General features: G+C 67.8%; 21 protein-coding genes and 1 pseudogene. 13 read left to right on the forward strand and 9 right to left on the reverse strand.

The features are described from left to right. Positions 1 to 220: 220 nt before the first annotated feature. Positions 221 to 1909 (forward strand): annotated as a pseudogene (locus OG300_RS33540) (AAA family ATPase); the annotation flags it as partial. A 277-nt stretch (positions 1910 to 2186) separates the two neighbouring features. Here the strand turns inward: OG300_RS33540 and OG300_RS33545 are convergent. Then, positions 2187 to 3176 carry an LLM class F420-dependent oxidoreductase gene (locus OG300_RS33545; protein ID WP_405487977.1) on the reverse strand — a complete coding sequence of 330 codons (990 nt, stop codon included), beginning with the start codon at positions 3174 to 3176 and terminating at the stop codon, positions 2187 to 2189. Positions 3177 to 3234: 58 nt separating this feature from the next. After that, positions 3235 to 4134: a LysR family transcriptional regulator gene (locus OG300_RS33550; RefSeq protein ID WP_405498779.1), complete on the reverse strand. Its 900-nt coding sequence runs from the start codon at positions 4132 to 4134 to the stop codon at positions 3235 to 3237. Between the two features lie 180 nt (positions 4135 to 4314). Between OG300_RS33550 and OG300_RS33555 the strand changes: the two genes are divergently transcribed. The 7 genes from OG300_RS33555 (at position 4315) to OG300_RS33585 (ending at position 12909) form a co-directional block, all read left to right on the forward strand. Beyond that, on the forward strand, positions 4315 to 5259 hold the full coding sequence (locus OG300_RS33555; protein ID WP_405487979.1) for an EamA family transporter: 945 nt from the start codon (positions 4315 to 4317) through the stop codon (positions 5257 to 5259). A gap of 187 nt (positions 5260 to 5446) precedes the next feature. Next, a complete protein-coding gene (locus tag OG300_RS33560; RefSeq protein WP_405498780.1) occupies positions 5447 to 7141 on the forward strand; it encodes an FAD-dependent oxidoreductase in 1695 nt (564 codons plus the stop codon). 106 nt (positions 7142 to 7247) lie between these two features. Next, positions 7248 to 7874 carry a pyridoxamine 5'-phosphate oxidase family protein gene (locus OG300_RS33565; RefSeq protein ID WP_405487981.1) on the forward strand — a complete coding sequence of 209 codons (627 nt, stop codon included), beginning with the start codon at positions 7248 to 7250 and terminating at the stop codon, positions 7872 to 7874. A 237-nt stretch (positions 7875 to 8111) separates the two neighbouring features. Then, positions 8112 to 9341, forward strand: coding sequence for a MurT ligase domain-containing protein (locus tag OG300_RS33570; RefSeq protein WP_405498781.1), 1230 nt, complete (start codon positions 8112 to 8114; stop codon positions 9339 to 9341). Next, positions 9338 to 10048, forward strand: a complete 711-nt coding sequence (locus OG300_RS33575; RefSeq protein WP_405487983.1) for a type 1 glutamine amidotransferase — start codon at positions 9338 to 9340, stop codon at positions 10046 to 10048. The genes OG300_RS33570 and OG300_RS33575 overlap by 4 nt, the downstream gene beginning before the upstream one ends. Before the next feature lie 227 nt (positions 10049 to 10275). Continuing rightward, complete coding sequence (locus OG300_RS33580; RefSeq protein WP_405487985.1) at positions 10276 to 11904, forward strand: GMC oxidoreductase; 1629 nt, start codon at positions 10276 to 10278, stop codon at positions 11902 to 11904. A gap of 222 nt (positions 11905 to 12126) precedes the next feature. Beyond that, a complete protein-coding gene (locus tag OG300_RS33585; protein WP_405498782.1) occupies positions 12127 to 12909 on the forward strand; it encodes an ion transporter in 783 nt (260 codons plus the stop codon). Positions 12910 to 12912: 3 nt separating this feature from the next. Here OG300_RS33585 and OG300_RS33590 read toward each other — a convergent pair whose 3' ends face one another. The 4 genes from OG300_RS33590 to OG300_RS33605 form a co-directional block, all read right to left on the reverse strand. Next, positions 12913 to 14121 carry a low temperature requirement protein A gene (locus OG300_RS33590; protein ID WP_405487987.1) on the reverse strand — a complete coding sequence of 403 codons (1209 nt, stop codon included), beginning with the start codon at positions 14119 to 14121 and terminating at the stop codon, positions 12913 to 12915. An 81-nt stretch (positions 14122 to 14202) separates the two neighbouring features. After that, positions 14203 to 14763 (reverse strand): SRPBCC family protein, encoded by a 561-nt coding sequence (locus OG300_RS33595; RefSeq protein WP_405487989.1) that lies wholly within the window; start codon positions 14761 to 14763, stop codon positions 14203 to 14205. A 137-nt stretch (positions 14764 to 14900) separates the two neighbouring features. Beyond that, positions 14901 to 15083: a DUF1918 domain-containing protein gene (locus tag OG300_RS33600; protein ID WP_405487991.1), complete on the reverse strand. Its 183-nt coding sequence runs from the start codon at positions 15081 to 15083 to the stop codon at positions 14901 to 14903. A gap of 110 nt (positions 15084 to 15193) precedes the next feature. Then, positions 15194 to 15658 (reverse strand): MarR family winged helix-turn-helix transcriptional regulator, encoded by a 465-nt coding sequence (locus tag OG300_RS33605; protein ID WP_405487993.1) that lies wholly within the window; start codon positions 15656 to 15658, stop codon positions 15194 to 15196. 95 nt (positions 15659 to 15753) lie between these two features. On the opposite strand from OG300_RS33605, the gene OG300_RS33610 reads away from it, so the two are divergent. The 3 genes from OG300_RS33610 (at position 15754) to OG300_RS33620 (ending at position 18624) form a co-directional block, all read left to right on the forward strand. Beyond that, complete coding sequence (locus tag OG300_RS33610; protein WP_405487995.1) at positions 15754 to 16212, forward strand: SgcJ/EcaC family oxidoreductase; 459 nt, start codon at positions 15754 to 15756, stop codon at positions 16210 to 16212. 112 nt (positions 16213 to 16324) lie between these two features. Then, positions 16325 to 17590, forward strand: coding sequence for an aspartate kinase (locus OG300_RS33615; RefSeq protein ID WP_405487997.1), 1266 nt, complete (start codon positions 16325 to 16327; stop codon positions 17588 to 17590). A gap of 2 nt (positions 17591 to 17592) precedes the next feature. After that, entirely contained in the window at positions 17593 to 18624 is a 1032-nt protein-coding gene (locus OG300_RS33620) for an aspartate-semialdehyde dehydrogenase (protein ID WP_405487999.1), read from the forward strand. Between the two features lie 51 nt (positions 18625 to 18675). Here the strand turns inward: OG300_RS33620 and OG300_RS33625 are convergent, their stop codons facing one another. Further along, complete coding sequence (locus OG300_RS33625) at positions 18676 to 18876, reverse strand: hypothetical protein (protein ID WP_405488001.1); 201 nt, start codon at positions 18874 to 18876, stop codon at positions 18676 to 18678. Positions 18877 to 19317: 441 nt separating this feature from the next. Here OG300_RS33625 and OG300_RS33630 point away from each other — a divergent pair, with 441 nt between their 5' ends. After that, on the forward strand, positions 19318 to 20553 hold the full coding sequence (locus OG300_RS33630; protein WP_405488003.1) for a helix-turn-helix domain-containing protein: 1236 nt from the start codon (positions 19318 to 19320) through the stop codon (positions 20551 to 20553). Between the two features lie 36 nt (positions 20554 to 20589). Here the strand turns inward: OG300_RS33630 and OG300_RS33635 are convergent, their stop codons facing one another. After that, a complete protein-coding gene (locus tag OG300_RS33635) occupies positions 20590 to 21951 on the reverse strand; it encodes a serine hydrolase domain-containing protein (protein ID WP_405488005.1) in 1362 nt (453 codons plus the stop codon). Between the two features lie 399 nt (positions 21952 to 22350). Between OG300_RS33635 and OG300_RS33640 the strand changes: the two genes are divergently transcribed. Continuing rightward, on the forward strand, positions 22351 to 23811 hold the full coding sequence (locus OG300_RS33640; RefSeq protein ID WP_405488007.1) for a catalase: 1461 nt from the start codon (positions 22351 to 22353) through the stop codon (positions 23809 to 23811). 62 nt (positions 23812 to 23873) lie between these two features. Here OG300_RS33640 and OG300_RS33645 read toward each other — a convergent pair whose 3' ends face one another. Next, positions 23874 to 24455, reverse strand: coding sequence for a TetR/AcrR family transcriptional regulator (locus OG300_RS33645; protein WP_405488009.1), 582 nt, complete (start codon positions 24453 to 24455; stop codon positions 23874 to 23876). Positions 24456 to 24482 lie beyond the last annotated feature (27 nt).

Consider the following 24482-nt stretch of genomic DNA (forward strand, 5'->3'; position numbering starts at 1 on the left):
AACTGATTTCGCGAGGGTCCGGGTAACTCACCGGGTACGTCCAGAATTGGGAAAGCGCCCGAACCGGAGCCGCCTGCGTGCCTGGTTACGGCTCCGAGCCGGGCGCTGAAGTTGCGGGGAGGCGGAACTGCCCGCCGCGTCCAGGCGGGTCAACAATGCTAGCGTTGGGTCGCATTAGCGCCGAGCTCTCTGCTCGAATGGTCGGGCAGATGGGGGACACGTGACTACGAACGATCAGAATTCGACCTCGAAGCCTGCCAAGGGCGCGGGGGACATCGACGACGCTGTGAAAGTTGCGGCCGGCGAGGGCGGGGACGCGGTGAAGGCCGACGGAAAGCCCGAGGCGAACGAGTCCGAGGAAGCGGCGGGTTTCTTTCCGCCGGTGCCGGATTCGATGGAGCAGACCGTGCTGCACGCACCGGATCCCTTCGCGCCGCCCAACGGTCAGTTCGCGCCCGGGCCCTACGGTCCCGGTTCGGAGGGTCCGTACCCCGGTGGCCCGGAGGGGCAGCCGCCCTTCGCGCCCGGTGGCCCCGGGCCCTACGGTCCGGCCTTCGGCGCACCCGGACAGCCGGGCTTCCCACCCACCGGCGCCTTCCCGGCCCCGGATGCGGGCCAGTTCGCGCCGCCGCCGAATCACGGTGTGCCGCAGTCGCTGGGCGCACCGTACGGGGAGATCCGCGACCAGACCCCGTACGGCGAGATCCGGCAGGAGATCGGCAGCGACGGCATGGTCCGGCGGGTGTTCCCCGACCAGGCTCCGCCGGGAGGACCCGAAAACACCGGAGAACAAGGACATTTCGGCGGCCCCGGGCAGCCGGGACAGTACGCGCCGTCCGGCGATCAGCCGGGCGGGCCGATCTACAGCTGGTCCCCGCCGCCCGCCACCCCGCCGCAGCAACAGCAGCCGCAGGGCTTCCAGCCCGGCTGGAACGGCGGACCGCCGCCGGGATTCCCGCAGCAGCAGGGCGGTTTCCAGCAGGCCGGATACGGACAGCAGCCGCCGCCCGGACACTCGGTCAACGACCTCAACCTGTTGAAGCGGGCCCGCCGGGCGCCGCGCAGCGGGTGGCGCCGCGCCGTGCACAAGGCGTCCGGCGGCTCCATCAATCCGGGCGAGTCCGCCGCGGACGTGGTGTACCGGCAGCTGGTGGACCGGGTGAACCAGCCGGTGCGCGGCGACTATCGGATCGCCATCCTGTCGCTCAAGGGCGGCGTCGGAAAGACCACCACCACGGTCGGTCTGGGCTCCACCTTCGCCTCGCTGCGCGGTGACCGGGTGATCGCCATCGACGCCAACCCGGACCTCGGCACGCTGGCGCACCGGGTGCCCCGGCAGACCCGGTCGACGGTGCGAAACCTGTTGGAGGACGGGCACATCAGCCGCTACTCCGACGTGCGCGCACACACCTCGCAGGCGCCCAGCCGCCTGGAAGTGCTTGCCAGCGAACAGGATCCGGCGGTTTCGGAGGCGTTCTCGGAGGCCGACTACCGCAAGGCCATCGGCATCCTGCAGCAGTTCTACAACATCATCCTCACCGACTGCGGCACCGGCCTGATGCACTCGGCCATGTCCGGCGTGCTGGATATGGCGAGCTCGCTGGTGCTCGTCACCTCCCCGGCCATCGACGGCGCGCGCAGCGCCTCGGCGACCCTGGACTGGCTCGACCACCACGGCTACCACAAGCTGGTGGAGCGAACTGTGGTGGTGGTCAACGCTTCTCGCAAGGGTTCCTCGACCGTGGATCTGGATCAGCTGCGCAAGCTGTTCCTGGACCGCACCCGCGCGGTGCAGGTCGTCCCGTTCGACGATCACCTCGCCGAGGGTGCGGAGATCGACCTGGAACTGGTCAGCAAGCCCACCCGTCGGGCGCTGCTGGAATTGGCCGCCATGGTCGCCGACGACTTCGGTTACCATGCCGCGCAACAGTTCCCGGGGCAGCAGCAGTTCCCGCAGCAGCAGGGGGGACCGCAGCAGCAGGGGGGACCGCAGCAGCAGGGCGGACCGCAGCACGGCGGACCTCAGCAGGGTGGACCTCAGCAGGGTGGACCGCTCGGTGGTCCGCCGCAGGGTGGATACCCGCCTCAGCAGGGCGGCTACCCGCAGCACTGACGACCGGCCGAGAGACCGAAAAACGATGCCCCGCAGCGAAAGCCGCGGGGCATCGTCGTGCGGTGGGCACGGCTCAGGCGTGGACCAGCGGCGCCAGCGCCTTACCTGCCAGTTCCACGGTGCCCGGCTCGTGGCCGTTGGTGACCAGGTTGACGATGATGCCGTCGATGCCCTGGTCGAGGACGCGGGTTTTGATCTGCTCGGCGACTTCGTCGGGGCTGCCGACGAATTGGCGGTCGGCCGGAGTCTGGGCGCGCTCTTCGGCGGAGAGCTTGGACAGGTCGCCGAGGCCCATCGAGGCGAACATGTCGGACTGCACCTTGCGAGCCCGGTCGCCGTCCTCGTCGATGATGACGAAGGCGAGGAAGCTGGTCTCGAGGGTCTTCGGGTCGCGACCGGCCTCGTCGCAGCGGGCGTGCAGGGCGTCGAGCTTGCGGGGCAGCTCGGTGGCGTTGCAGATGATGTTGAGGTGGTCGGCATAGCGGGCAGCCATCCCGAAGGTCTTCTTCTCGCCACCGCCGCCGAGCATGATCGGCAGGTCGTCGCGGACGCGCGGCTCGTTCATGGCGTCCTTGGTGTGGTACCACTTGCCGTCGAAGGTGGAGTGCTGACCGCGCAGCATCGGGGTGATGATCTGCAATGCCTCCTCCAGCTTCTCGAATCGCTCGGTGAACGTGCCGAATTCGTACCCGTAGGCCTGGTGCTCGAGCTCGAACCAGCCCGCGCCGATGCCCAGCACGGCCCGCCCCTGGCTGACCACGTCCAGGGTGGTGACGGTCTTGGCGGTCAGCGGTGGATTGCGGTAGGTGTTGCCGGTCACCAAGGCGGACAACTGGATTCGCTCGGTGGCCGCGGCCAGACCGGAGAGCGTGGTGTACGCCTCCAACATGGGTTCACTGGGCGCGCCGAGCAGCGGCAGCTGGTAGAAGTGGTCCATGACGAAGGCCGCGTCGAACCCCGTGGCCTCGGCCTCGCGCGCCTGCGCCACGACCGCGGGGAACAGCTCCCGCGGCGCGACTCCGTAGCTGAAGTTCGGCATCTGATACCCGAGTCGAATGCTCATGGCAGCAACGCTATGACTTGGAGTGCGCTCCAAGTCAACACCCGAATCCCGGGTCGCCCTATTTTTCGGTTCCGGCCCGGCGGGCGGCGGACTGGAAGGCGGCGATGACCATGGCGACGGCGGGGCGTTTCTCGGCGTGCGGGCGGGTGGCCAGGTCGTAGACGCGGGCGGCGCGGACGCCGGCCAGGCGGAGCATGACCAGGTCGGGGTGGCGGACGGCGTGGCGGGGCATGAGGGCTACGGCGTAGCCGGTGGCGACCAGGGCCTCGATGACGCTGAATTCGTTGAGGCGCTGGGCGATTCGGGGTTGGACGCCGGTGACGGTGGCGATCGAGCGCAGCACGTCGTCGACGGGGAAGCCGGTGCGGACGCTGATCCAGGTCTCGTCGGCGAGTTCGGCGGGGACCACCGCGCCCTGGCGGGCCAGGCGGTGATCGGGGGCGACCACCACGTCGATGGGTTCGCGCATCAGGACGCGGGCGGAGACGCGGGGGCCGGAGAGCGTCGGCGCGCGTTCGTCGCGGTGGGTGAGGACCACGTCGTAGTCGGCCAGCAAACGCGGAACCTCGCTGGAGGGGACGTCCTCGTCGCGGGCCACCACCTCGACGCCGCTGCCGGCGAGTTCGGTGAGCACGTGCGGCAGCAGCAGGGCCGCGCCGGAGGGGAACAGGGCGACGCGGACCCGGCCGCGCGGTGAGCCGCGGTATTCGGCCATCTCGCCTACCGCGCGTTCCATCGCCGCGAGCACCTCGTCGGCGCGCACCACCAGGGCGCGGCCCGCGTCGGTGAGCCGGACCCGGCGGCCGTCGGGTTCCAGCAGCGCCACCCCGGCCTCGCGGGCCAGCACCTTGAGTTGCTGCGAGACCGCCGAGGGCGTCATGGACAGGGCCTGCGCCACCGCGGCAACCGTTCCGCGATCGGCCAGTTCGCGCAGCACCCGCAGCCGTTCCAGCGACATCAGCGGCCCGTCGGGGGTCACGGCCGCAGGCAGGGAATCGCCGGGCGCGGTGCGCGGAATGCGGCGCGGCGGCGGGACGGAGCGAGGTGGATCAGCCTGGGACACGATTAAGTTCTACTACATTGTTGCTGCAGAACTATTCGATTGTTCTTACCTATGGATCCCCGGACCATTGCCTGCATGACCAATCGCGATCGACTGCTCGGACTCACCGTGGTGGTGCTGTGGGGACTCAACTTCCTGGCCATCCACGTCGGCCTCGAGCACTTCCCGCCGTTCTTCTTCGCGGGACTGCGGTTCGCGGTGATCGCGGTGCCGGTGCTGGCGTTCGTCCCGCGCCCCCGGGTGCCGTGGCGGTGGCTGCTGCTCTACGGCACCGGCTTCGGGATCCTGCAGTTCGCCTTCCTGTTCAGCGCCATGCGGGCGGGCATGCCGACCGGGCTGTCGTCGCTGGTGCTGCAATCCTCCGCGCCCTTCACGGTGCTGCTGGGCGCGGTGTTCCTGCGCGAGCGATTGCGCGGCATCCAGCTGGCCGGAATAGCGGTGGCGATGACGGGCATGGCCGTCATCGGCTGGGATCGCGCGCACCATGCCGCGCTGCTGCCGCTGCTGCTCACCCTGGCGGGCGGATTGGGTTGGGCCGCAGGCAATATCGGTTCGCGGCTGGCGGTGGCCGATCGGGGGACCGGTACACCGGTGAACCCGCTGCACCTCACCCTGTGGATGGCGGTGGTGCCGCCGCTGCCGATGTTCGCGCTGTCCGCGCTCACCGAGGGCCCGACCACCGGCTGGCACGATCTGGCGTCCGCGTTTTCCGCGACGGGCTGGCCCGCGCTGCTGGCGCTGGCCTACATCGTGCTGCTGGGCACCATCGCCGGATCGGGTCTGTGGACCTATCTGATGAGCCGGTACCCCGCGGGCACGGTCGCCCCGCTCTCGCTGGCGGTGCCCGTGGTCGGGATCGCCGCCTCGTGGGCGTTCCTGGGCGAGACACCGTCCGGACTCGCGCTCGCCGGTGCCGCGGTGGTGATCGCGGGCGCGTTCACCGCGACCTCGGCGGGCCGCCGCCGGGTGGTGATTGCGGCCACCCCGATGCCGCGCCAACTCGAGGTCCAGCCCGGTTAGCCGTCCGGTTGATAGCCATTCGCCCGGTTTTCGGGGATTCAGGATGAAAATTTCCACCCCAACCGACCATCTGTCTGCGACAGCTCCCTAGGATCTGGACCAGGCGTGGGAGGTAACGGGTATGGCAGGACAGCGGGTGTCCGTCACACGACGGACAGTGCTGCGTGGAGCGGTCGCGGCCGGGGCGATGGCGGGAGCGGTGACGGCGGGGGCCGTCCATCCGCAATCCGCGCGCGCCGGCGCGGGCCGACGGGTAGCGATCCTGGGTGGCGGCGTCGCGGGCTTGACCGCGGCGCACGAACTCGCCGAGCGCGGATTCGACGTCACCGTGTACGAACGGCGGGCGCTGGGCGGTAAAGCGCGCAGCATCCCGGTGCCGGGTTCGGGTAAGGACGGGCGGCCGGAACTGTGGGGTGAACACGGCTTCCGGTTCTTCCCCGGCTTCTATCGCCACATCCCCGACACCATGCGGCGAATTCCGTTCGCGGGCAACGCGAACGGTGTGTGGGACAATCTGGTCCCGGCCTCCGAGGTGCGGTTCTCGCGCGCGGGCGCCGACGACACCATCATCCCGATGGGCAAGGCGGGCCGGATCTGGTCCACCCCCGACGATTTCCGCGAGACCGTCGGCTCGGCCATCGCCACCTCCACCAAGATGGGGGAGGCCGACGCGCTCTACTTCGCGAATCGATTGCTGGTCTTCAACACCAGCTGCGACGCGCGGCGTTTCGGGCAGTGGGACAAGGTGCCGTGGAAGGACTACGTGGGCGCGGGTCACCGCTCCGACGAATTCCGAATGCTGTTGTCGCGCACCCTCACCACGCTGCTGGTGGCGGCCAAGGACAACCTGGCCAGCACCCTCACCATCGGCACCATGGGCGAGCAGTTCCTCGGCAATCCGCTGGAGTCGAACAACGACGGCCCGCTGGACCGGCTGTTGAACGGTGCCACCAACGAGGCCTGGATCGACCCGTGGACCAATCGACTACGCGACCTCGGCGTGCACTTCGTGAGCGCCGAGGTACGCGGCCTGGATCTCGACGGCAGCCGGATTTCCGGTGCGCGCGTGGTGGATTCGTCCGGGGCCGCGCAGACGGTCGACGCCGACTACTTCATCAGCGCCCTGCCCGTCGAGGTGGCGCGCACCCTGTGGACACCCGAAATCCTGTCGCTGCGACCGGATTTGGCGGGCATGAGCCAGCTCACCGTGGACTGGATGACCGGCATCCAGTACTTCCTGCGCCGCCCCACCGATATCGCGCGCGGCCACGCCGCGTACGTGGACTCGCCGTGGTCGCTGACCTCGATCTCGCAGGGCCAGTACTGGAATCGCACCCCGATTACCGGCCTCGGTGACGGCACCGTCCAGGACTGCCTCTCGGTCGACATCTCCGACTGGAACACCCCCGGCATCCTCTACGGCAAGACAGCCAAGGACTGCACCCACGACGAGATCGCGCGCGAAGTCTGGGCCCAGCTCAAGGCCCACCTCAACGACCGCGCCGACCTGCTGCGCGACGAGGACCTGCACTCCTGGTTCTTGGACACCGGCATCGGCTGGGACGGCACCCGCAACACCAACGCCGACCCCCTGCTGATCAACACCGCGGGCTCGTGGGGCCTGCGCCCCGAGTCGTTCGGCCCCGCCCTCGAAAACCTGTTCCTGGCAGGTGATTACGTACGCACCAACGTGGACCTCGCCACCATGGAGGGTGCGTCCGAGGCAGCCCGCACCGCCGTCAACAAGCTGCTGGACGTGATCAATTCGGACGCCCCCCGCTGCAAACTGTTCACCCTCTACCGCGCAGAGGTCCTGGAACCGTTCCGGCAGCTCGACATTCAGCGTTTCGCCGCCGGCCAATCCAACATGTTCGACACCTAGCCCACCCGATCCGATACCCGGGCGAGACGAAATCGACGCCCGGGTACACCATGCACCGCACGAAAACCCCTGGTGCAAGCCCCGCTCACCCGCGTTGAATCGAACCATGAGCGAGATCACCACCCCCGCCGACCTACGCGCCCTACTGGGTGAGGTCGCCCCGAGACCCAAGAACAAGGAGCGCCCCGCCCTACTGGAGGTAGACCGCCAGTGGATCGCGAACTCCCCCTTCATAGTCCTGGCCACCAGCGACGCCGAAGGCAACTGCGACGCCTCCCCCAAAGGTGACCCGCCAGGTTTCGTAAAAATCCTGAACGACAAAACCATCGCCATCCCCGAACGCCCCGGCAACCGCCGCGCCGACGGCTACCTCAACATCCTGGCCAACCCCCACGTCGGCATCCTCTTCGTAATCCCCGGCCGCGCAGACACCTTGCGCATCAACGGCCGCGCCCGCCTACTACGAGACGCCCCCTACTTCGACGACATGCAAGTCAAAGGCCACCGCCCGATCCTCGCCATCGAAATAGACATAGACACCATCTTCTTCCACTGCGCCAAAGCCTTCATGCGCAGCGCCCTCTGGCAACCCCAACACTGGCCAGCCCCCGAAACCCTCCCCAGCACAGCCTGCCTGGTGAAGGCCGTACAGCCAGCCACCCCCGAAACCATCGAACAACTGGAATCCCACTACTCAGCAGAGACCTACGAGAAGCTTCTTTACCGAAGTTGATCCACCCACTTCAGGTTCGGGGCGCGTCGCGTTCTGGACTGCGGCTTGATAGACCTCCGCCTTGACGCGGGGGAGCGAAGCGGTGGAGCGGAGGGAGGGAAGAACGCGACATAGGCGCCCCGAACCCGCCCGGAGCGAAGCGAAGGGCAAATAAACACAGCTCACGTCCCTGGGAGCAATACCGCCTGCGCACACCTCCACCCATCCCCATAAACTCCCCCCGTGGCAGACATATCGATGCGCGGTCAGCTCGCCCTCCGGGCAGCGACAACAGCGTCATGGGCATCCCGCCAAGCCGGCCGAGGCAACGGCTCGATGATCGGCGGCCTGATCGCCCTCAAAATCGACCCCACGATCATGACCCAACTCGGCCGAGGCCGCCGCACAGTCCTGATCACCGGCACCAACGGCAAATCCACCACCACCCGCATGACCGCCGCCGCCCTGCAAACCCTCGGCGAGGTAGCCACCCAAGCCGACGGCGCCAACATGGACGCCGGCATCGTCGCCGCCCTGACCGCGAACCGCGCCCAACTGGCCGCCATCGAAGTCGACGAACTCCATCTCCCTCACGTAGCCGACGCCCTCAACCCCTCAGTCGTCGTCCTGCTCAACCTGTCTCGCGACCAACTCGACCGAGTCGGCGAGATCAACATGATCGAACGCCGCCTCCGCGAGGGCATGGCCCGCCACCCCGCCGCCATCCTCATCGCCAACTGCGACGACGTCCTGATCACCTCGATCGCCTACGACCACCCCAACGTGGTCTGGGTATCGGCAGGCGGCGGCTGGGCAATGGACGCCACCAGCTGCCCCCGCAGCGGCGAGCCGATCGTCTGGGAGGGCGACCACTGGTACAGCACCGGCGCGGACTTCCAACGCCCCGAGCCCCAGTGGCGTGTCGACGAGCACGCCCTGCACGGCCCCGACGGCCTGGAAATCCCACTCTCCCTTGCACTTCCGGGCCGCGCCAACCGCGGCAACGCCGCCCAGGCGGTCGCCGCCGCGGTCGCCCTGGGCGCGGATCCGGCACTGGCCGCCACGGCCGCGGGCACCGTGCGCGAGATCGCGGGCCGCTACCGCACCGTCGAGGTGGGCGGCCGCAACACCCGCATGCTGCTGGCCAAGAACCCGGCCGGCTGGCAGGAAGCCCTGTCCATGATCGACCCCGCCGCAACAGGTCTGGTGATCGCGGTCAACGGCCAGGTCCCCGACGGCGAGGACCTCTCCTGGCTGTGGGACGTCCGCTTCGAACACTTCGAGGGCACCCAGGTGGTGGCCGCGGGCGAACGCGCCACCGACCTCGCGGTGCGCCTCACCTACGCCGGTGTCGAACACACCACCATCGCGGATCCGTTGCGCGCCATCGCATCCTGCCCGGCCGGACGGGTCGAGGTACTCGCCAACTACACGGCCTTCCGCGACCTGAACCGCGATCTGGACGAGAAGACAGGGGCCCACGCGTGACCGAGTCGACGATCCGCATCGGCCTGGTGCTGCCCGACGTGATGGGCACCTACGGCGACGGCGGCAATGCCGTGGTGCTGCGGCAGCGTTTGCGCATGCGCGGCCACGACGCGGAGATCGTGGAGATCTCACTGAGCGATCCGGTGCCGAACTCGCTGGACGTGTATCTGCTGGGCGGCGCGGAGGATTCGGCGCAGCGGCTGGCCACCCGGCACCTACAGCGCTATCCGGGCTTGCAGGAGGCGGCCGGGCGGGGTGCGCCGGTGCTGGCCATCTGCGCGGCCATCCAGGTGCTGGGCCACTGGTACGAGACGTCCTCCGGCGAGCGGGTCGACGGTGTCGGCCTCTTCGACGTCACCACCTCCCCGCAGGACAAGCGGGCCATCGGCGAGGTGGCCACCCAGCCGCTGATCGCCGGCCTCACCCAGCCGCTCACCGGTTTCGAAAACCACCGGGGCGGAACCAAACTCGGCGGCGACGCCCGCCCGCTCGCCCGGGTCACCAAGGGCGTCGGCAACGGCGTCGGCGACGGCCTGGAAGGCGTGGCGCAGGGTTCGGTGCTGGGCACCTACATGCACGGTCCCGCGCTGGCCCGCAATCCGGAGCTGGCCGACCTGCTGCTGTCGCGCGCGCTCGGCGTGGATTCGCTTCCGCCGCTGCGGCTTCCGGAGGTCGATCAGCTGCGCCGGGAACGCCTGCGCGCCTGAGCCGAATATCTACCTTTCCACCCCGCACCGCCCTCGCGCCGTCACGGTCCGCGCGCAGGGCGGTGTGCCGTCGCTCGGACTGTGTGCTGCCCGACAAACCACCCGGCACTGTGATGTCGCACAACGAATCCGCCTGCCCGACCTGGTTTGTTGACGAAGGTGTTGAGGCAATGCCGACCGACCGGTAATCTCGCGCGCGGCCATGCGTGGATGAGGGAGGTGGCCGGTTGCGTAGACGTGCTGTGCTCAAGGCTGCCGGAGTGGCAGCCCTTATGGCGGGCGTCGGATCGGGTGCCGCACTGCGCGGCGCCGGGCCCGCGTCGGCCAATCCGCTGTGGAACGCGCTGTTTCAAGCGTGGGTCCCGGAAATCTTTGCGCCGCTGCCCGATCCGCCGGAACACACGGAGGCCATCGTCATCGGCTCCGGGTTCGGGGCGGCGGTCACCGCGCTGCGGCTGGCCGAGGCGGGCGTGCAGAACACCGTGCTGGAGCGCGGTTCCCGCTGGCCCAACGACCCGTGGCGGGAAATATTCACCGGCGACGACCTGCCCGACGGTCGCGGCTTCTGGCATCGGACCAGCTTCACCGGCGTCACCAAGGTGACCATGCCGTGCTCGGATTTCGGTGGCGTCCTGGACGTCACCCAGTACCCGGGCATCGATGTGTGGCGGGCCGCGGCGGTGGGCGGCGGTTCGGTCGTGTTCACCGGCGCCATGGTCGCGCCGCCGAAGCACCTGTTCGACTCCGTGTTCCGGGGCGTCGTGAACTACGACGAACTGGATTCGGTGTACTACCCGCGGGTCCGCGACATGCTGCGACTGAGCACCATGCCGCAGGACATCTACGACTCCGCGCCGTTCACCCATGCGCGGCTGTGGGATCAGCAGGTGCGGGCCGCGGGTTACCAACCGCAGCCCAATGATTCGATCTTCAACTGGGATGTTGTGCGCTCCGAACTGAGCGGCGGCAGCCGCCCGTCGGCCACCGCGTCGCGCAGCAATCTCGGAAACTCCAACGGCGCCAAGTTCGATCTGAACCAGAACTACCTGCGCTACGCCGAGGGCACCGGCCGCACCGGCATCTTCCCGGGCCACCGCGTCGACTCCATCGGCCAGGACGCCACCGGCAAGTATGTGGTCACCGTGACCAAGCTGGCCCCGGCCGGGCAGGTGCTGGCCACCCGGACCCTCACCTGTGATCGCCTGTTCCTGGGCGCGGGCTCGGTCGGCACCTCGGAGCTGCTGGTGCGCGCCCAGGCCACCGGCACCCTGCCGAACCTCAACGAGCATGTCGGCGACGGCTGGGGCACCAACGGTGATGTGGTGCTGGCCCGCAGCGTCAGCTCGCTGTCCTCGACCGGCGGCGGCGTCCCCAGCGCCAGCCGCGTCCTCGACGAGTCCGGGATGCCGCTGCATCTCGAAAACTGGTACGTGCCCGGCATTCCGGTGGACACCGGGGCCATCGCCTCGCTGGGCATCGTGCTGGATCCGACGCGGGCCCGCTTCGGCTACGACCGGGGCAGCAACGGTGTCGGGTTGAGCTGGCCGGGTGCGGCGCAGGCCGATGTGGTCGCGGCCTGCCGGGCCGTCGATCACCGGATCGCGGCGGCGGATCGTTCGATCGTGGACTATTCGCCGATCGGCTACGACGCACAGGGTTTCTTCACCGCGCATCCGCTCGGCGGCGCGGTGCTCGGGCAGGCCACCGACGGGTACGGCCGGGTCATCGGCCATCCGGGGCTCTACGTCATGGACGGTGCGGGCCTACCGGGCAGCAGTGCCACGGTGAATCCGTCGCTCACCATCACCGCCATTGCCGAGCGGAATATCGAAAACATCATCCGCGCAGGTAGATAGCTTTTCAGGACGATGGATAACGGTGTGCCGCACCGTTATCCACAGTTCCCACAGGCCCTGTGGAGAAACTTGCGGTGCGGAATTCTTCCGGTGGAGAAGCCGTACACCGCGGAAAGTTGCGGTGCGGAACAGTAGGGGCGGCCCGGTCGGGATTCCTCGAAACGGCTGTTCGCGCCGACTACGCTGGCGAGACCGTTCGATGAGGAAGGGGACGTCGTGAGCATGCTCGGCGCGCCGGAGGTGGACGACGAGTATCCACACAAGCCACCAACGCTCTGGACGGACTACGCCATGCTCGCGCTGGCCGTGATGTCGGTCGCACTGGTCACCTGGGTGACGTTCTTCCACGTCTCCGGGCACACGTACCACGTCATCCGGATCGTCGACGTCAGCATCTGCGCGGTCTTCCTCGCCGAATTCGTCTGGCGCTGGCGGCGCGAGGGCTGGAGTTGGACGTTCCCGTTCATCTACTGGTACGAGGTACTGGGCATGATCCCGGTGACCAGCCCGTTCTTCCGCGGCTTCCGGCTACTGCGCATCGTGGTGATCGCGGTGCGGGTCAGCCGCGTCGCGGACCGCGCCTTCGGTGACCGGATCACCGCCGCCATCGTGAGCCGGTCGATCGGCGCGATCGTGGACGCGGTGAAGCGGCCGGTCACCATGGCGGTGCTGGAGGAGGTCGCCGAGGTGTTGCGGACCGGCCAGTACACCCGCAATATCGCGAACGCGCTGGAGGAGAACCGCTTCGAGATCGACCAGATGATCCTGGAGATCATCCGGTCGGATCCGCAGCTGGGCCGGGTGCGCTATCTCCCGTTCCACGAGGACATCATTCGCGGTATCGCCGACGCCAGCTTCCGGGTGGTGTTCCAGGTGCTGGGCGACCCGCGCACCGACGAACTGGTCGCGGATGTGCTGCGCGAGAACGTGCATCAGATGCGCGACGCCGTGCATCAGGGCGTGCGGGTGGCCGAGTCGATCGACAATCGGCCCCACCCGCTCTGACCCTCAGCTCAGCCCGTGCCGGATCTGATCGCGCGGCTGGGCGTACCGAACCACCTCGAAGCCGATCAGCGCCACCAGAATCGCGACCAGCAGGGCCAGCGCGCCCAGTGCGGGCAGCACGCTCGCCACCGGGATCAGCGCGAGCAAGGCCACCACCGCCACCAGCCGGGGGGCCAACACCAGTCCGGTCGCGTAGTGCCGGAACCCGACCTGCGCCAGCAGATACACCGCGACACCGCCGTAGAGCGCGAACAGCGGAATGCCGTGCAGCTGGTCACTGAGCGAATGTCCTTGCGCCCCACCGACGTAGTTGAGCACCTTCTTCAATCCCAGTGCCATGGCCACGATTCCGGCGATCATCGGGAAGTGCCAGTAGGTGTAGCAGTTGCGGGCGATCTGGATCTGCCGCGCGCCAGCCGCCTGGTGCAGCGCGCGCTCCACCACCAGGGCGCCCACGTCGAAGTAGGCCCACCACAGCAGTCCCGCGACCGCGAGACCCAGCATGGAGCCGACGGTGATCGACCACGAGATGGGCAGTCCGGCCACACCCACGCCGATCTCGACGATGGATTCGCCGAGCGCGATGATGACGATCAGCCCGTACCGCTCGGCGAAGTGCGAGGCCGAGTTGAGCCGCCACTCGTTGCCCGCGAACAGCGTCCACAGCATGTCCCAGGCCAGCGCCGCGAACCACAGCACGATCTGCGCGGTGCCGGTGGTCAGCGCGCCGACGACCAGCAGCACGCCCGCGACGCTGATCGAGCCGCCCGCCCAGCGGATCACCTGCCGCCGCAGTTGCCCGTCGTGGGCGCTGGCCATCCAGAACACGGCCAGGTGCACGCAGCGCACCACCAGGTAGGCGATGACGAAAACCAGTGGGCCGTACCAGCCCCCGGGCAGATCGTGGAAGGCCTCGGGGATGGTGAGGGCGATGATGAAGGCCGCGCCCATGGCGATGAACATGGCGACGCGCATGATGCCCTCGTCGGCCTTGACCACATTGCCCAGCCACGAGTAGCCGATCCACATCCACCACAGCAGGGTGAGGATCAACAGCGCGCGCAGCAGGTTGATCGCGGTGGTCTCGTGCGCGGCGAAGTCGGTGACCATGGTGAACGCGAACACGATCACCAGGTCGAAGAACAGTTCCAGCTGGGTCACCGAGGCGTCCTCGGCGACCGGCATCATGCGGGTTCGTTGCGCTTCCGGCATGCAGGACATATTGCCCAATGACGGCCGCGAAAGGCAGTGTCAGACGCTAGTGTTCGCCACCGGCGTGACCTGGATCGCGCGCTAGGCGGTGCCGAACCCCGGTTCGAAACCACGGCCGTAGTCCATGCGCTGGGCGTAACCGGGCTGCTCGTAGCCGGTCTCCTCGGCGTAGGGCAGGCCGTCGGCCTCACCCAATCCTTCGAGGCCGGTGACCGATTCGACGAAGGCGACGAAGTTGGAGATCATCGCCTCGCCCTCGCGGCGGGCGCTGCGCTTGAGGATCATGCCGGGCGCGGGGATCGGCAGGTACAGCTCGGAGTGGTACCACACCTCGGTGGCCCCGTCCTCGGTTTCGCCGAGGTCGAACCAGCCCTTGCCGCCGGCTCCGGCGCTGGACTCGGAGACCTGCCATTCGATGCGGTTGTCGGTGCAGGTGTACTCCACGACCTGGCGATCGGGTCGGCCCATCAGGCTGGCCGAGATGTAGACCCGCTTGGGACGGCCGAATTCATCGCGGGTGGCGACGCGAACATCCTGGTGGGAGGGCGACCAGTCCGGCATCTGCTCGATCATCAGCAGCGCGTCCATCACCTGGTCTGGATCGAGGTCGATGACGAACCGATGGTCAGTTTTCGTGCGCATATCTACCCTCCACTCGGGGACCGATTGTGACCAGCGTCGCTCCGAGAGTCAACTGCGTCCCAAGTCGCTTGTTACCGAACAGTCGGTCTCTTATAACGAATTCGACTGCATCCCAAGGTAATCCGCGAATGCCGGATTCAGCCGGGCCGGACCACCGAATCGGCCCCCGGGAACATCAGGCTGGTCCGCCCGTCGGTGAACCGCACGACGTACGGCGGCTCGCCTTCCGCCCCGTGTACTTCGACGATTTCCGCGGTGTGATCGGGGAATCCGACGTTCCGCCCATGGATGATCAGATGGTCTCCGACGTGTGCTCGCATGCGGCGATTATTCGCCGCGGGTGATGCTCGTCACAAGGCCGTGACGGCGCGTTCCACGACCCGGCCGCCCGTCGTGGTGTCTTGCGGGCCGGGCCGGATCCGACTGTGGCTCAGTCCCGTTCGCGCAATTTGGCGGTGACCTGCACGGAGGTCTCGTGCAGCCGGTTGAAGATCTCGACCAGCAGTCCGAGTTGTTCATCGGTGTAGTCGTCGGCGATCTTGGCGAATTCCGTCGCGAGGTTCTCGTAGTGCGGCGCGATCTCGTCGATCCGGTCGTCGAGGGCGGTGACGATGACCCGGCGTCGGTCCTTGGCGTCGTGCTCGCGGCGCACGAAACCGCCGGACAGCAGCCGATCGATCATCCGGGTGATGGCCCCGGTGGTGAGGCCGGTGCGCTGCGCGAGCTCCCCGGCGGTGGCCGGGCCGCCGATCCGCAGCAGGTTCAAACAGCGCAGGTCGGTGACGTGCAGGCCGAGCCGGTCGGCCATGGCCCCGTGCAGCATCACGGCGTCGGTGGCGCTGCGCTGGGCGGCGAAGGTGAGGGCCGCACCGAGGCGGTCGCGTTCTGTGGTCATCCCTTGACAGCATAGTCTGATCCGAGCAATATCTTACTCAGTCAACTACTTACTGGCTCAATTGATGAGTAGCGCAGATACTTTCGGAGGAAGCCATGACCACCCAGCACCGCACCGACGAAACCGCGGTCCGCGACCTGTTCGACCGCGTGAACCAGGCCTGGGCGGACGGCGACGCCGCGGCCTACGCCGCCGCGTTCACCGTGGACGCCGACTACGTCACCTGGTTCGGCGCGCGCACCAAGGGCCGCGCGGCCATCGAGGCGTCGCACGAACCGCTGTTCGCCAAGTACATGAAGGGCACGCGCCTCGACGGCGAGATCACCGGCCTGCGCTTCCTCACCCCGGATGTGGCGGTGGTGCACGGCCGCGGCGCGGTGGTGAAGGGCCGCAAGCGGCGCAACCGCTTCAATACCAAGGTCAATGTGATGGTGATGGTGCGCCAGGACGGGGAGTGGGCGATCGCGGCCTTCCACAACACCAAGTACAGCCCGGTGTTCAACGCCCTTGTCGCCAAGCATGATCCGGGCGTGCGGATGACCGAGCAGGGTTAGCTGTCGGATGGCCGGTAGGCCGGGGCGGGAGGTAGGACGCAATCCGGTGGACCTGGGCCGGTAGTCTCGTAGGTCGGTAGCAGCAGTTTGTCGATCTTGGAGGATTTCCGCCGTGGCTCTCGTCGTCCAGAAGTACGGAGGATCCTCGGTCGCCACCGCCGAGCGCATCCGCCGCGTCGCCGAGCGCATTGTCGAGACCAAGAAGCAGGGCCACGACGTGGTCGTGGTCTGCTCCGCGATGGGTGACACCACCGACGAATTGCTCGATCTGGCACAGCAGGTCGCGCCCGCCGCCCCCGCCCGCGAAATGGACATGCTGCTCACCTCCGGTGAGCGCATCTCCAATGCCTTGGTGGCCATGGCCATTCACTCGCTCGGCGCGGAGGCCCGCTCCTTCACCGGCTCGCAGGCCGGCGTCATCACCACCGGCACGCACGGCAACGCCAAGATCATCGACGTGGCGCCCGGCCGGGTGCAGGCCGCGCTCGGTGAGGGCACCATCGTGCTGGTCGCCGGGTTCCAGGGCGTGAGCCAGGACAGCAAGGACGTCACCACGCTGGGCCGTGGCGGCTCCGACACCACCGCCGTCGCGCTGGCCGCCGCGCTCAATGCCGATGTCTGCGAGATCTACACCGATGTGGACGGCGTCTTCAGCGCCGACCCGCGCATCGTCTCCGACGCCCAGAAGCTGGACACCGTCTCCTACGAGGAAATGCTGGAGATGGCCGCCTGCGGCTCGAAAGTTCTGATGCTGCGCTGCGTCGAGTACGCACGCCGCTACAACGTGCCGGTCCATGTGCGCTCGTCGTACACCGACAAGACCGGCACCCTGATCACCGGATCGATGGAGGACATCCCGTTGGAGCAAGCAATCCTCACGGGCGTCGCGCACGACCGCAGCGAGGCCAAGGTGACCGTGGTCGGCATTCCCGACAAGCCGGGCTACGCCGCCAAGGTGTTCCGCGCGGTCGCCGATGCCGACATCAATATCGACATGGTGCTGCAGAACATCTCCAAGATCGACACCGGCAAGACCGACATCACCTTCACCCTGCCCAAGCTCGAGGGCCCGCGCGCCGTCGAGCTGCTCACCAAGCAGCAGGGCGATATCGGCTTCGCGCAGGTGACCTATGACGATCACATCGGCAAGGTGTCGCTGGTCGGCGCGGGCATGAAGTCGCACCCGGGCGTGACCGCCACCTTCTGCGAATCGCTCGCGGAGGCCGGTATCAATATCGATCTCATCTCCACCTCCGAGATCCGGATCTCGGTGCTGGTCAAGGACAACGACCTGGACGAGGCCGTGCAGGTGCTGCACAAGGCCTTCGAGCTGGGCGGCGACGAGGTAGCCGTGGTGCACGGCGGGACGGGGCGCTAGTCATGGGCGTACGGGTCGGCGTAGTCGGCGCGACCGGTCAGGTCGGCGCGGTCATGCGAAAGCTGCTGGATGAGCGCGACTTCCCGGCCGACGAGGTGCGATTCTTCGCGTCCGCGCGCTCGGCCGGTAAGACGCTGCCGTTCCGCGGCAAGGACATCGTGGTCGAGGACACCGAGCTGGCGGATCCGAGCGGGCTGGACATCGCGCTGTTTTCGGCCGGTGCCACCATGTCTCGCGTGCAGGCGCCGCGTTTCGCGGCGGCCGGGGTCACCGTCATCGACAATTCCTCGGCCTGGCGCAAGGATCCCGAGGTGCCGCTGGTGGTCTCCGAGGTGAACCCGGAGGCGACCCGCAACCTGATCAAGGGCATCATCGCCAACCCGAACTGCACCACCATGGCCGCCATGCCGGTGCTCAAGGTGCTGCACGACGAGGCCGGTCTGCGGCGGCTGATCGTGTCGAGCTACCAGGCGGTTTCGGGCTCCGGCCTGGCGGGCGTCGAGGAGCTGGCCTCGCAGGTGCGCGCGGTGATCGGCGATGCCGAGAAGCTGGTGCACGACGGTTCGGCGGTGACGTTCCCCGCGCCGAACAAGTACGTCGCCCCGATCGCCTTCGACGTGATCCCGCTGGCTGGCTCACTGGTCGACGACGGCAGTGGCGAGACCGACGAGGATCAGAAGCTGCGCAACGAGTCCCGCAAGATCCTGGGTCTGCCGGACCTGCTGGTGAGCGGCACCTGTGTGCGCGTGCCGGTGTTCACCGGGCACTCGCTGTCGATCAATGCCGAGTTCGCGCAACCGCTTTCGGTAGCGCGTGCCGAGGAGTTGCTGGCGAAGGCCCCGGGCGTCAAGCTGACCGCGGTGCCGACCCCGCTGGCCGCCGCCGGTGCGGACGAGTCGCTGGTCGGTCGCATCCGTCAGGATCCGGGTGTGCCGGACGGTCGCGGCCTCGCGTTGTTCATCTCCGGTGACAACCTGCGTAAGGGTGCGGCGCTCAACACCATTCAGATCGCGGAAGTTCTTCTGAACAACTGATCAGTTCTTGATGTAACGGACCGTGCACAAACAAAAGTGCACGGTCCGTTTTCAATCTGTCCAGAGTTCGGCACACGGTAACGGCGGTAGTCGATCCGTCGGCAGGCCGTCGATGGTGACTTCTATGCGATGCGGGCGCAAATGCGCTGCGAGGCGTTCGGCAATTGCGCGTTCGGCGCGATAGTCCAAGATCATTCCGCCTGGAAAACGCAGGCGCACATGTACTTCCTCGGTTTCGGGCAGTGCGGTCATCTGGAGTCCGCCCGATGTGTCGGTGCTCGCCCTTTCATCACGGCCGAGTTCCGGTTACCCTCGCGTTCGAGACGGGCGCGGATACTCTGCACCGTGGGACCGGCGGCAGTACCGGAATACCTGGTGGCCGCGACGGCGCAGGCCGTGAACCACATTGCCGCGCCGCCGATTCCGGCACCGAGTAGGAAGCTGAACAGTTCGCCGGGCATGGTCACCTCTTGTCGTCCGATTGGTTCGACGGGTCCCCTTCAAACGTTAAACACAGAAAAATTGCGGTGCAATAAGAAAAATACATGTTCCATACTGTGCGCCGTAAGCACGCCCGGTCTGGAATCCTTGTCGACAGATCCCATCGGGAAGGAGAAGGGCATGGCAGGAATCGGCGAAACAAGCGGGCGGTGACGGCCGGGAAAGCCGATCAGGCAGAAGGAGTTTGACCCGGTGGCCGAAAGTACCCTTGGGGCACGGGTAGCGGAGTTGCGCCGGCGGCGGGGACTATCGCAGAAAGAGTTGGGCGCGGCTATCAGGCGCTCGGAAAGCTGGGTCTCGCAGGTCGAGCGAGATGTACTGCCTGTTGAGCGACTGTCCGTTCTGCAAAGACTGGCGGATGTGCTCGGAGTGGCGGTACGCGACCTGAGACCCGAGGCGGCCGAACCCATGGCCGCCGATCGTGGTGACGGGCATCGGCCCGGCTCCGCGGTTTTCGATCAACTGCGACTGTTGCTCACCGGACATCCCGCACTGGAACAGCTATTCGGAGACGAGGCCGATCGCGAGTCGGCCCCGAAATTGCCGGAGCTGAGGCAACGCGTCGACGTCGCCTGGCAACTGGCACACGAGTCACGGCTCGTCGATGTGGGCAGCACACTGCTGGAACTGATTCCGGATCTCGAACACGCCGTGCGATCCACCCAGACGCGGCGTCCGGAAATGCTGACGCTGCTCTCGCGTGCGTATCAGGTGGCCGCGACCGCGTTCACCCGGCAGGAGGAGGTCGACGCGGCCTGGATCGCGGCCGATCGAGCCTTGTCCGCGGCCGAGGAATCCGGTGACGCGCTCAGCGTGGTGGCCGGAACCTACCGCATGGCACAGGCTTTCCTGCGCCTGCAACGGCTGGAACAGGCCGAGCAGGCGGCGCGAGTGTCGGTGCAGGCCTTGGCCGCACAGGTCGCGGCGGAGCAGCCGCGTCCGGAAGTGTTGTCGCTCTACGGTTCCCTGCAGCTGATGCTCGCGGTGATCGCGGCGACGGACGGCAATCGCACGGCGGCCCGCAGTGGGCTGGCAGCGGCGCGTGCCGCCGCCGACCGGCTCGGCGAGGGCCGCAACGATTTCGACACCGAATTCGGTCCGACCGGCGTCGCCGCGCACGCGGTGGCGGTGGCCGTCGAACTCGGTGACGCGGGTGAGGCGCTCGATATCGCGCGCACCGTGGACGCCTCGGTGCTGTCCCCGGAGCGGCAGGCGCGTTTCCTGGTCGATGTGGCCCGGGCGCACGCGCAGCGGCGACAGGCGCAGGAAGCGTTGGACGCCTTGCTCAATGCCGAGCGGCTGACGCCCGAACTCGTGCACAGCGATCATCGCGCGCGGGAAGTGGTGCGCGATCTACTGCAGTTCGCCGGTCGCAGACCGGCCGACGAGCTGCGTGAACTGGCCGGTCGCGCCGCCGTCACCCCGTGACACCGCCGCCGGTTCGGGGACCGGCGGCGGACGGCGTCAGTGGATGCCGGGCGTGCGTGGATCGGGTCCGACGCATGCCACCACCAGACAGCCGGGTGGTGCGTCGGTGAACGGCAGGTTCAGCGGAAACTGCAGGCAGGACAGCACAGTACAGCCCGGGTAGGCGTCAGCGCCGACGCCGAACACCGCCAGCGCGATGTCCGGATCGAAGTAGGACCGGTAGTCGACCGCGAGCGGGGCCTCCACGTACGGGCCCGGATCCGGGATCGGGTGGTCGCGGAAGGCGGCCAGCAGCTTGCGGAAGAACTCGTGCGCGGGCTCGCGCCCGTATTGCAGGACACCGCCGAGTCCCTTGTCGGACTCCACGCCGAAGACGCCGGTCCACACCACCATCAGGTCGAGGCTCGGGATCACATAGACGTGCTGTAGGCCGAACCCGGACATGGAATACAGGTCTGCGGGCAGGAAGTCGGGGTTCTCGGCGCAGCCCGGCCCGAGCCAGAACAGATAGCCGTAGCAGGAATTGGTGGCCGAGGCGGTGGTGGCGCGGGTCAGGTAGGCGCGCGACACGATCTGCCGGCCGTTCCAGTCGCCGTGGTTGGCGGCCAGCATGCCCAGGCGCGACAGGTCGATCGGCGGGATCAGCAGGTGCGCGTACCCGTAGGTGTGCCCGGACCGGTCGTGCGCCCAGTAGTAGTCGCCCTGGCGAATTCCTATGGGTCCGAACAACTCTCGCTGCGCGAATTGCTGTAGCGGTTCGCCGACCGCCAATTCGATCACGTACGACAGCAGATCCACGTTGCGCTGGCTGTATTGGAATGCGCTGCCCGGCGGGTCGTCGAACGGCACCCCGAGCGCCTGCACCGCGCTGAACGGGTCGATCGGGATGATGCCGGTAATGCCCTCGGTGGCCGCGCCGACCCGTAGTCCGGAGGTCTCCTGCAGCAGATTCTGGACCGTGATCGCCCGGTGCCGCGCATCGCCGACGCCGACCGGCAGATAGCGGTCCACGGGCGCGTCGATATCGAGTTTGCCTTGATCCCAGGCAATTCCGGCGAGCAGGGATACGACGCTCTTGGTGACACTCCAGACATTCCACGGGATCCGGTCGGTGGATCCATTGATGGGCCCGGACCCGATCAGGCAGTTGTGCCGGAAAACCTGCACGTTCAACCGGTTTCGGCTGAGCCCGAAATCGAGGGCATCCGACAGCAGTTGGGAATCGAGTCCGGCCTGTTCCGGTGTGGCGTGCTCGAATTGGCGGCCGGTCGGCTCGCCGCAGCGCAATTCACCGGGAGACGCGTACGCGAATCCGCCGGTGCACACGACGCTCCCCGCCGCCAATGCAAATGCTGTCACCACCGCGAACGCGCCGGACCCCCTGCGCTTGCGCAACATGCCCAGAGGCTAACCGCGCCACCCCGGCGAGCCGTCGAAACACACTGGGGAGGATGCAAATAGGCCCGTGCGCTGCGCACCCCGCCGAAGAATTCCGACAATTCGGTCGGAAATGCGAAGCACCGCCGGGCGCTGTGCCCGACGGTGCTTCGACGTGAGCGCCGACGCCCAACAAGCGCCTCTCGGCGAGTGGTCGCTCGTGGCGACGAAGGGTGCGGCCCGGGGCTGTTCCGACGCCGGCAATGGGGATCAACCGGGCGCCACCCGGATCTATTCCGCCCGCCCGCCTGTGATCCGGGCAACGTCTCGCGCACCCCGCCGGACCGTATATACCTTTGTTTACCCGCGACGGTGGTCAGTTTTCTTGACTAGTTCCAGAAAACTCGGCACCCTCGGGGCATGACCAAGCCCACCACCACAAATACCGGCGCGCCGGTGCCCAGCGACAACGAGTCGCTGACCGCGGGCACCCAGGGCCCGATCCTGCTGCACGATCACTACCTGATCGAGAAGCTGGCCCACTTCAACCGGGAGCGGGTGCCGGAGCGGGTGGTGCACGCCAAGGGCACGGGCGCGTTCGGTGAGCTGGTGGTCACCGGTGACGTGAGTCGCTACACCAAGGCGGCGCTGTTCCAGCCGGGCACGCGGACCGAGTCGCTGGTGCGGTTCTCGACCGTGGCCGGTGAGCAGGGCAGCCCCGACACCTGGCGCGACCCGCGCGGTTTCGCGGTGAAGTTCTACACCACCGAGGGCAACTACGACATCGTCGGCAACAACACCCCGGTGTTCTTCATCAAGGACCCGATCAAGTTCCCCGACTTCATCCACTCGCAGAAGCGCCTGCCGGGCAGCGGACTTCGCGACGCGAACATGCAGTGGGACTTCTGGACCCTGCGTCCGGAGACCGCGCACCAGGTGACCTGGCTGATGGGCGACCGCGGCATCCCGGCCACCCTGCGCCACATGGACGGCTTCGGCTCGCACACCTACCAGTGGATCAACGAAGCGGGCGAACGCTTCTGGGTGAAGTACCACTTCAAGACCGATCAGGGCATCCAGACCCTGACCCAGGATCAGGCCGACACCCTCGCGGGCAAGGACGCCGACTACCACCGTCGCGACCTGCACAACGCCATCGAGCGCGGCGACTTCCCGAGCTGGACCCTCAAGGTGCAGATCATGCCGGTCGCCGAGGCGGACAACTACCGCTTCAACCCGTTCGACCTGACCAAGGTCTGGTCGCAGCAGGACTACCCGCTCATCGAGGTCGGCCGCTGGACCCTGAACCGCAACCCCGCGAACTTCTTCGTCGATATCGAGCAGGCCGCCTTCGAGCCCTCGAATGTCGTTCCGGGCATTGCCTTCTCGCCGGACAAGATGCTGCTGGGCCGGGTGTTCGCCTACTCCGACGCGCACCGCTACCGGATCGGCGCCAACTTCCAGCAGCTGCCGCCCAACCGGGCCAAGGCCGCGCAGGTGAACTCGTACTCGCAGGACGGCGCGATGCGCTACTCGCACAACGCCGCCAGCATCCCGGTGTACGCGCCCAACTCCTTCGGCGGCCCGCACGCCGATCCGGCGCGCGCCACCGACGACGGCGCCTGGGCGTTCGACCCGACCATGGTCCGGGCCGGATACATCCAGCACCGTGAGGACAACGACTTCGCGCAGGCCGGCACCCTGGTCCGCGAGGTGATGGACGACGCGCAGCGGGATCGCCTGGTGGGCAACGTGGTCGGCCACATCCTGGGCGGCGTGCGCGAGCCGATCCTGAGCCGGGTGTTCGACTACTGGAAGAGCGTCGACGCCGATCTCGGCAAGCGCATCGAGGTGGGTGTGCGCACCCAGCTCGAGGGCTGACGAACGAATCGCGAAGGGCCCGCACCACATTCGGTGGTGCGGGCCCTTTCGTATGCGGATCCTCAGGGAAGTATCGAGTCGGCCAGGCGTTCGGCGGTCTCCCGGTCCAGGGGGCCGTGTCCGAGGATGAAGCGGTACCAGAACACGCCGTAGAACTGATCGATCATGAGATCCAGATCGGCGTCGGCGGGCAGTTCGCCCCGCTGTTGCCCGCGCTCGAGCACCTCGCGCACGCTGGCCCGGCGCTGGGCGGTGAAGGTCTGCAGCAGTTCGGCGAGGTGCGGATCCTGGGCCGCCTCGCGAACCAGGGTGCGCAGCGCGGAGGCGGTCGAAGAGTGTTGCGCTCCTGCGAAAGTCGACGAGATGATCGCGCGCAGATCGGTGCGCAGCGATCCGGAGTCGGGCTGCGGCACCTCGAGGGCGGACCGGTCGGTGAGCGCCTCCAGGAGCACCGCGCCCTTGGACGGCCACCAGCGGTAGACGGTCTGCTTGCCGACCCCGGCGGCGCGGGCGATGGCGTCGATGGTGACGGGCGCGCCCGCGGATTCGGCGAGCAGCCGGAGGGCGGCGTCGAGGATGGCCCGGTGGGTGGCCTCGTTGCGGCGGCGGCCGGTGTGCGGGCGCTCGGTTTCGTTGGGTTCCATGTGTCCGTCCTTCTGTGACGCACCTCA

Origin of the sequence: Nocardia sp. NBC_00511 (assembly GCF_045161165.1) — a bacterium.
Classification (GTDB): domain Bacteria; phylum Actinomycetota; class Actinomycetes; order Mycobacteriales; family Mycobacteriaceae; genus Nocardia.

What these genes read in the sequence shown, in the direction of transcription:
- OG300_RS33545 (WP_405487977.1), bottom strand. Translation starts at nt 3,176, where the DNA reads ATGAGCATTCGACTCGGGTATCAGATGCCGAACTTCAGCTACGGAGTC.
- OG300_RS33550 (WP_405498779.1), bottom strand. Translation starts at nt 4,134, where the DNA reads ATGTCGCTGGAACGGCTGCGGGTGCTGCGCGAACTGGCCGATCGCGGA.
- OG300_RS33555 (WP_405487979.1), top strand. Translation starts at nt 4,315, where the DNA reads ATGACCAATCGCGATCGACTGCTCGGACTCACCGTGGTGGTGCTGTGG.
- OG300_RS33560 (WP_405498780.1), top strand. Translation starts at nt 5,447, where the DNA reads ATGGCGGGAGCGGTGACGGCGGGGGCCGTCCATCCGCAATCCGCGCGC.
- OG300_RS33565 (WP_405487981.1), top strand. Translation starts at nt 7,248, where the DNA reads ATGAGCGAGATCACCACCCCCGCCGACCTACGCGCCCTACTGGGTGAG.
- OG300_RS33570 (WP_405498781.1), top strand. Translation starts at nt 8,112, where the DNA reads ATGCGCGGTCAGCTCGCCCTCCGGGCAGCGACAACAGCGTCATGGGCA.
- OG300_RS33585 (WP_405498782.1), top strand. Translation starts at nt 12,127, where the DNA reads ATGCTCGGCGCGCCGGAGGTGGACGACGAGTATCCACACAAGCCACCA.
- OG300_RS33590 (WP_405487987.1), bottom strand. Translation starts at nt 14,121, where the DNA reads ATGCCGGAAGCGCAACGAACCCGCATGATGCCGGTCGCCGAGGACGCC.
- OG300_RS33595 (WP_405487989.1), bottom strand. Translation starts at nt 14,763, where the DNA reads ATGCGCACGAAAACTGACCATCGGTTCGTCATCGACCTCGATCCAGAC.
- OG300_RS33600 (WP_405487991.1), bottom strand. Translation starts at nt 15,083, where the DNA reads ATGCGAGCACACGTCGGAGACCATCTGATCATCCATGGGCGGAACGTC.
- OG300_RS33605 (WP_405487993.1), bottom strand. Translation starts at nt 15,658, where the DNA reads ATGACCACAGAACGCGACCGCCTCGGTGCGGCCCTCACCTTCGCCGCC.
- OG300_RS33610 (WP_405487995.1), top strand. Translation starts at nt 15,754, where the DNA reads ATGACCACCCAGCACCGCACCGACGAAACCGCGGTCCGCGACCTGTTC.
- OG300_RS33620 (WP_405487999.1), top strand. Translation starts at nt 17,593, where the DNA reads ATGGGCGTACGGGTCGGCGTAGTCGGCGCGACCGGTCAGGTCGGCGCG.
- OG300_RS33625 (WP_405488001.1), bottom strand. Translation starts at nt 18,876, where the DNA reads ATGACCGCACTGCCCGAAACCGAGGAAGTACATGTGCGCCTGCGTTTT.
- OG300_RS33635 (WP_405488005.1), bottom strand. Translation starts at nt 21,951, where the DNA reads ATGTTGCGCAAGCGCAGGGGGTCCGGCGCGTTCGCGGTGGTGACAGCA.
- OG300_RS33640 (WP_405488007.1), top strand. Translation starts at nt 22,351, where the DNA reads ATGACCAAGCCCACCACCACAAATACCGGCGCGCCGGTGCCCAGCGAC.
- OG300_RS33645 (WP_405488009.1), bottom strand. Translation starts at nt 24,455, where the DNA reads ATGGAACCCAACGAAACCGAGCGCCCGCACACCGGCCGCCGCCGCAAC.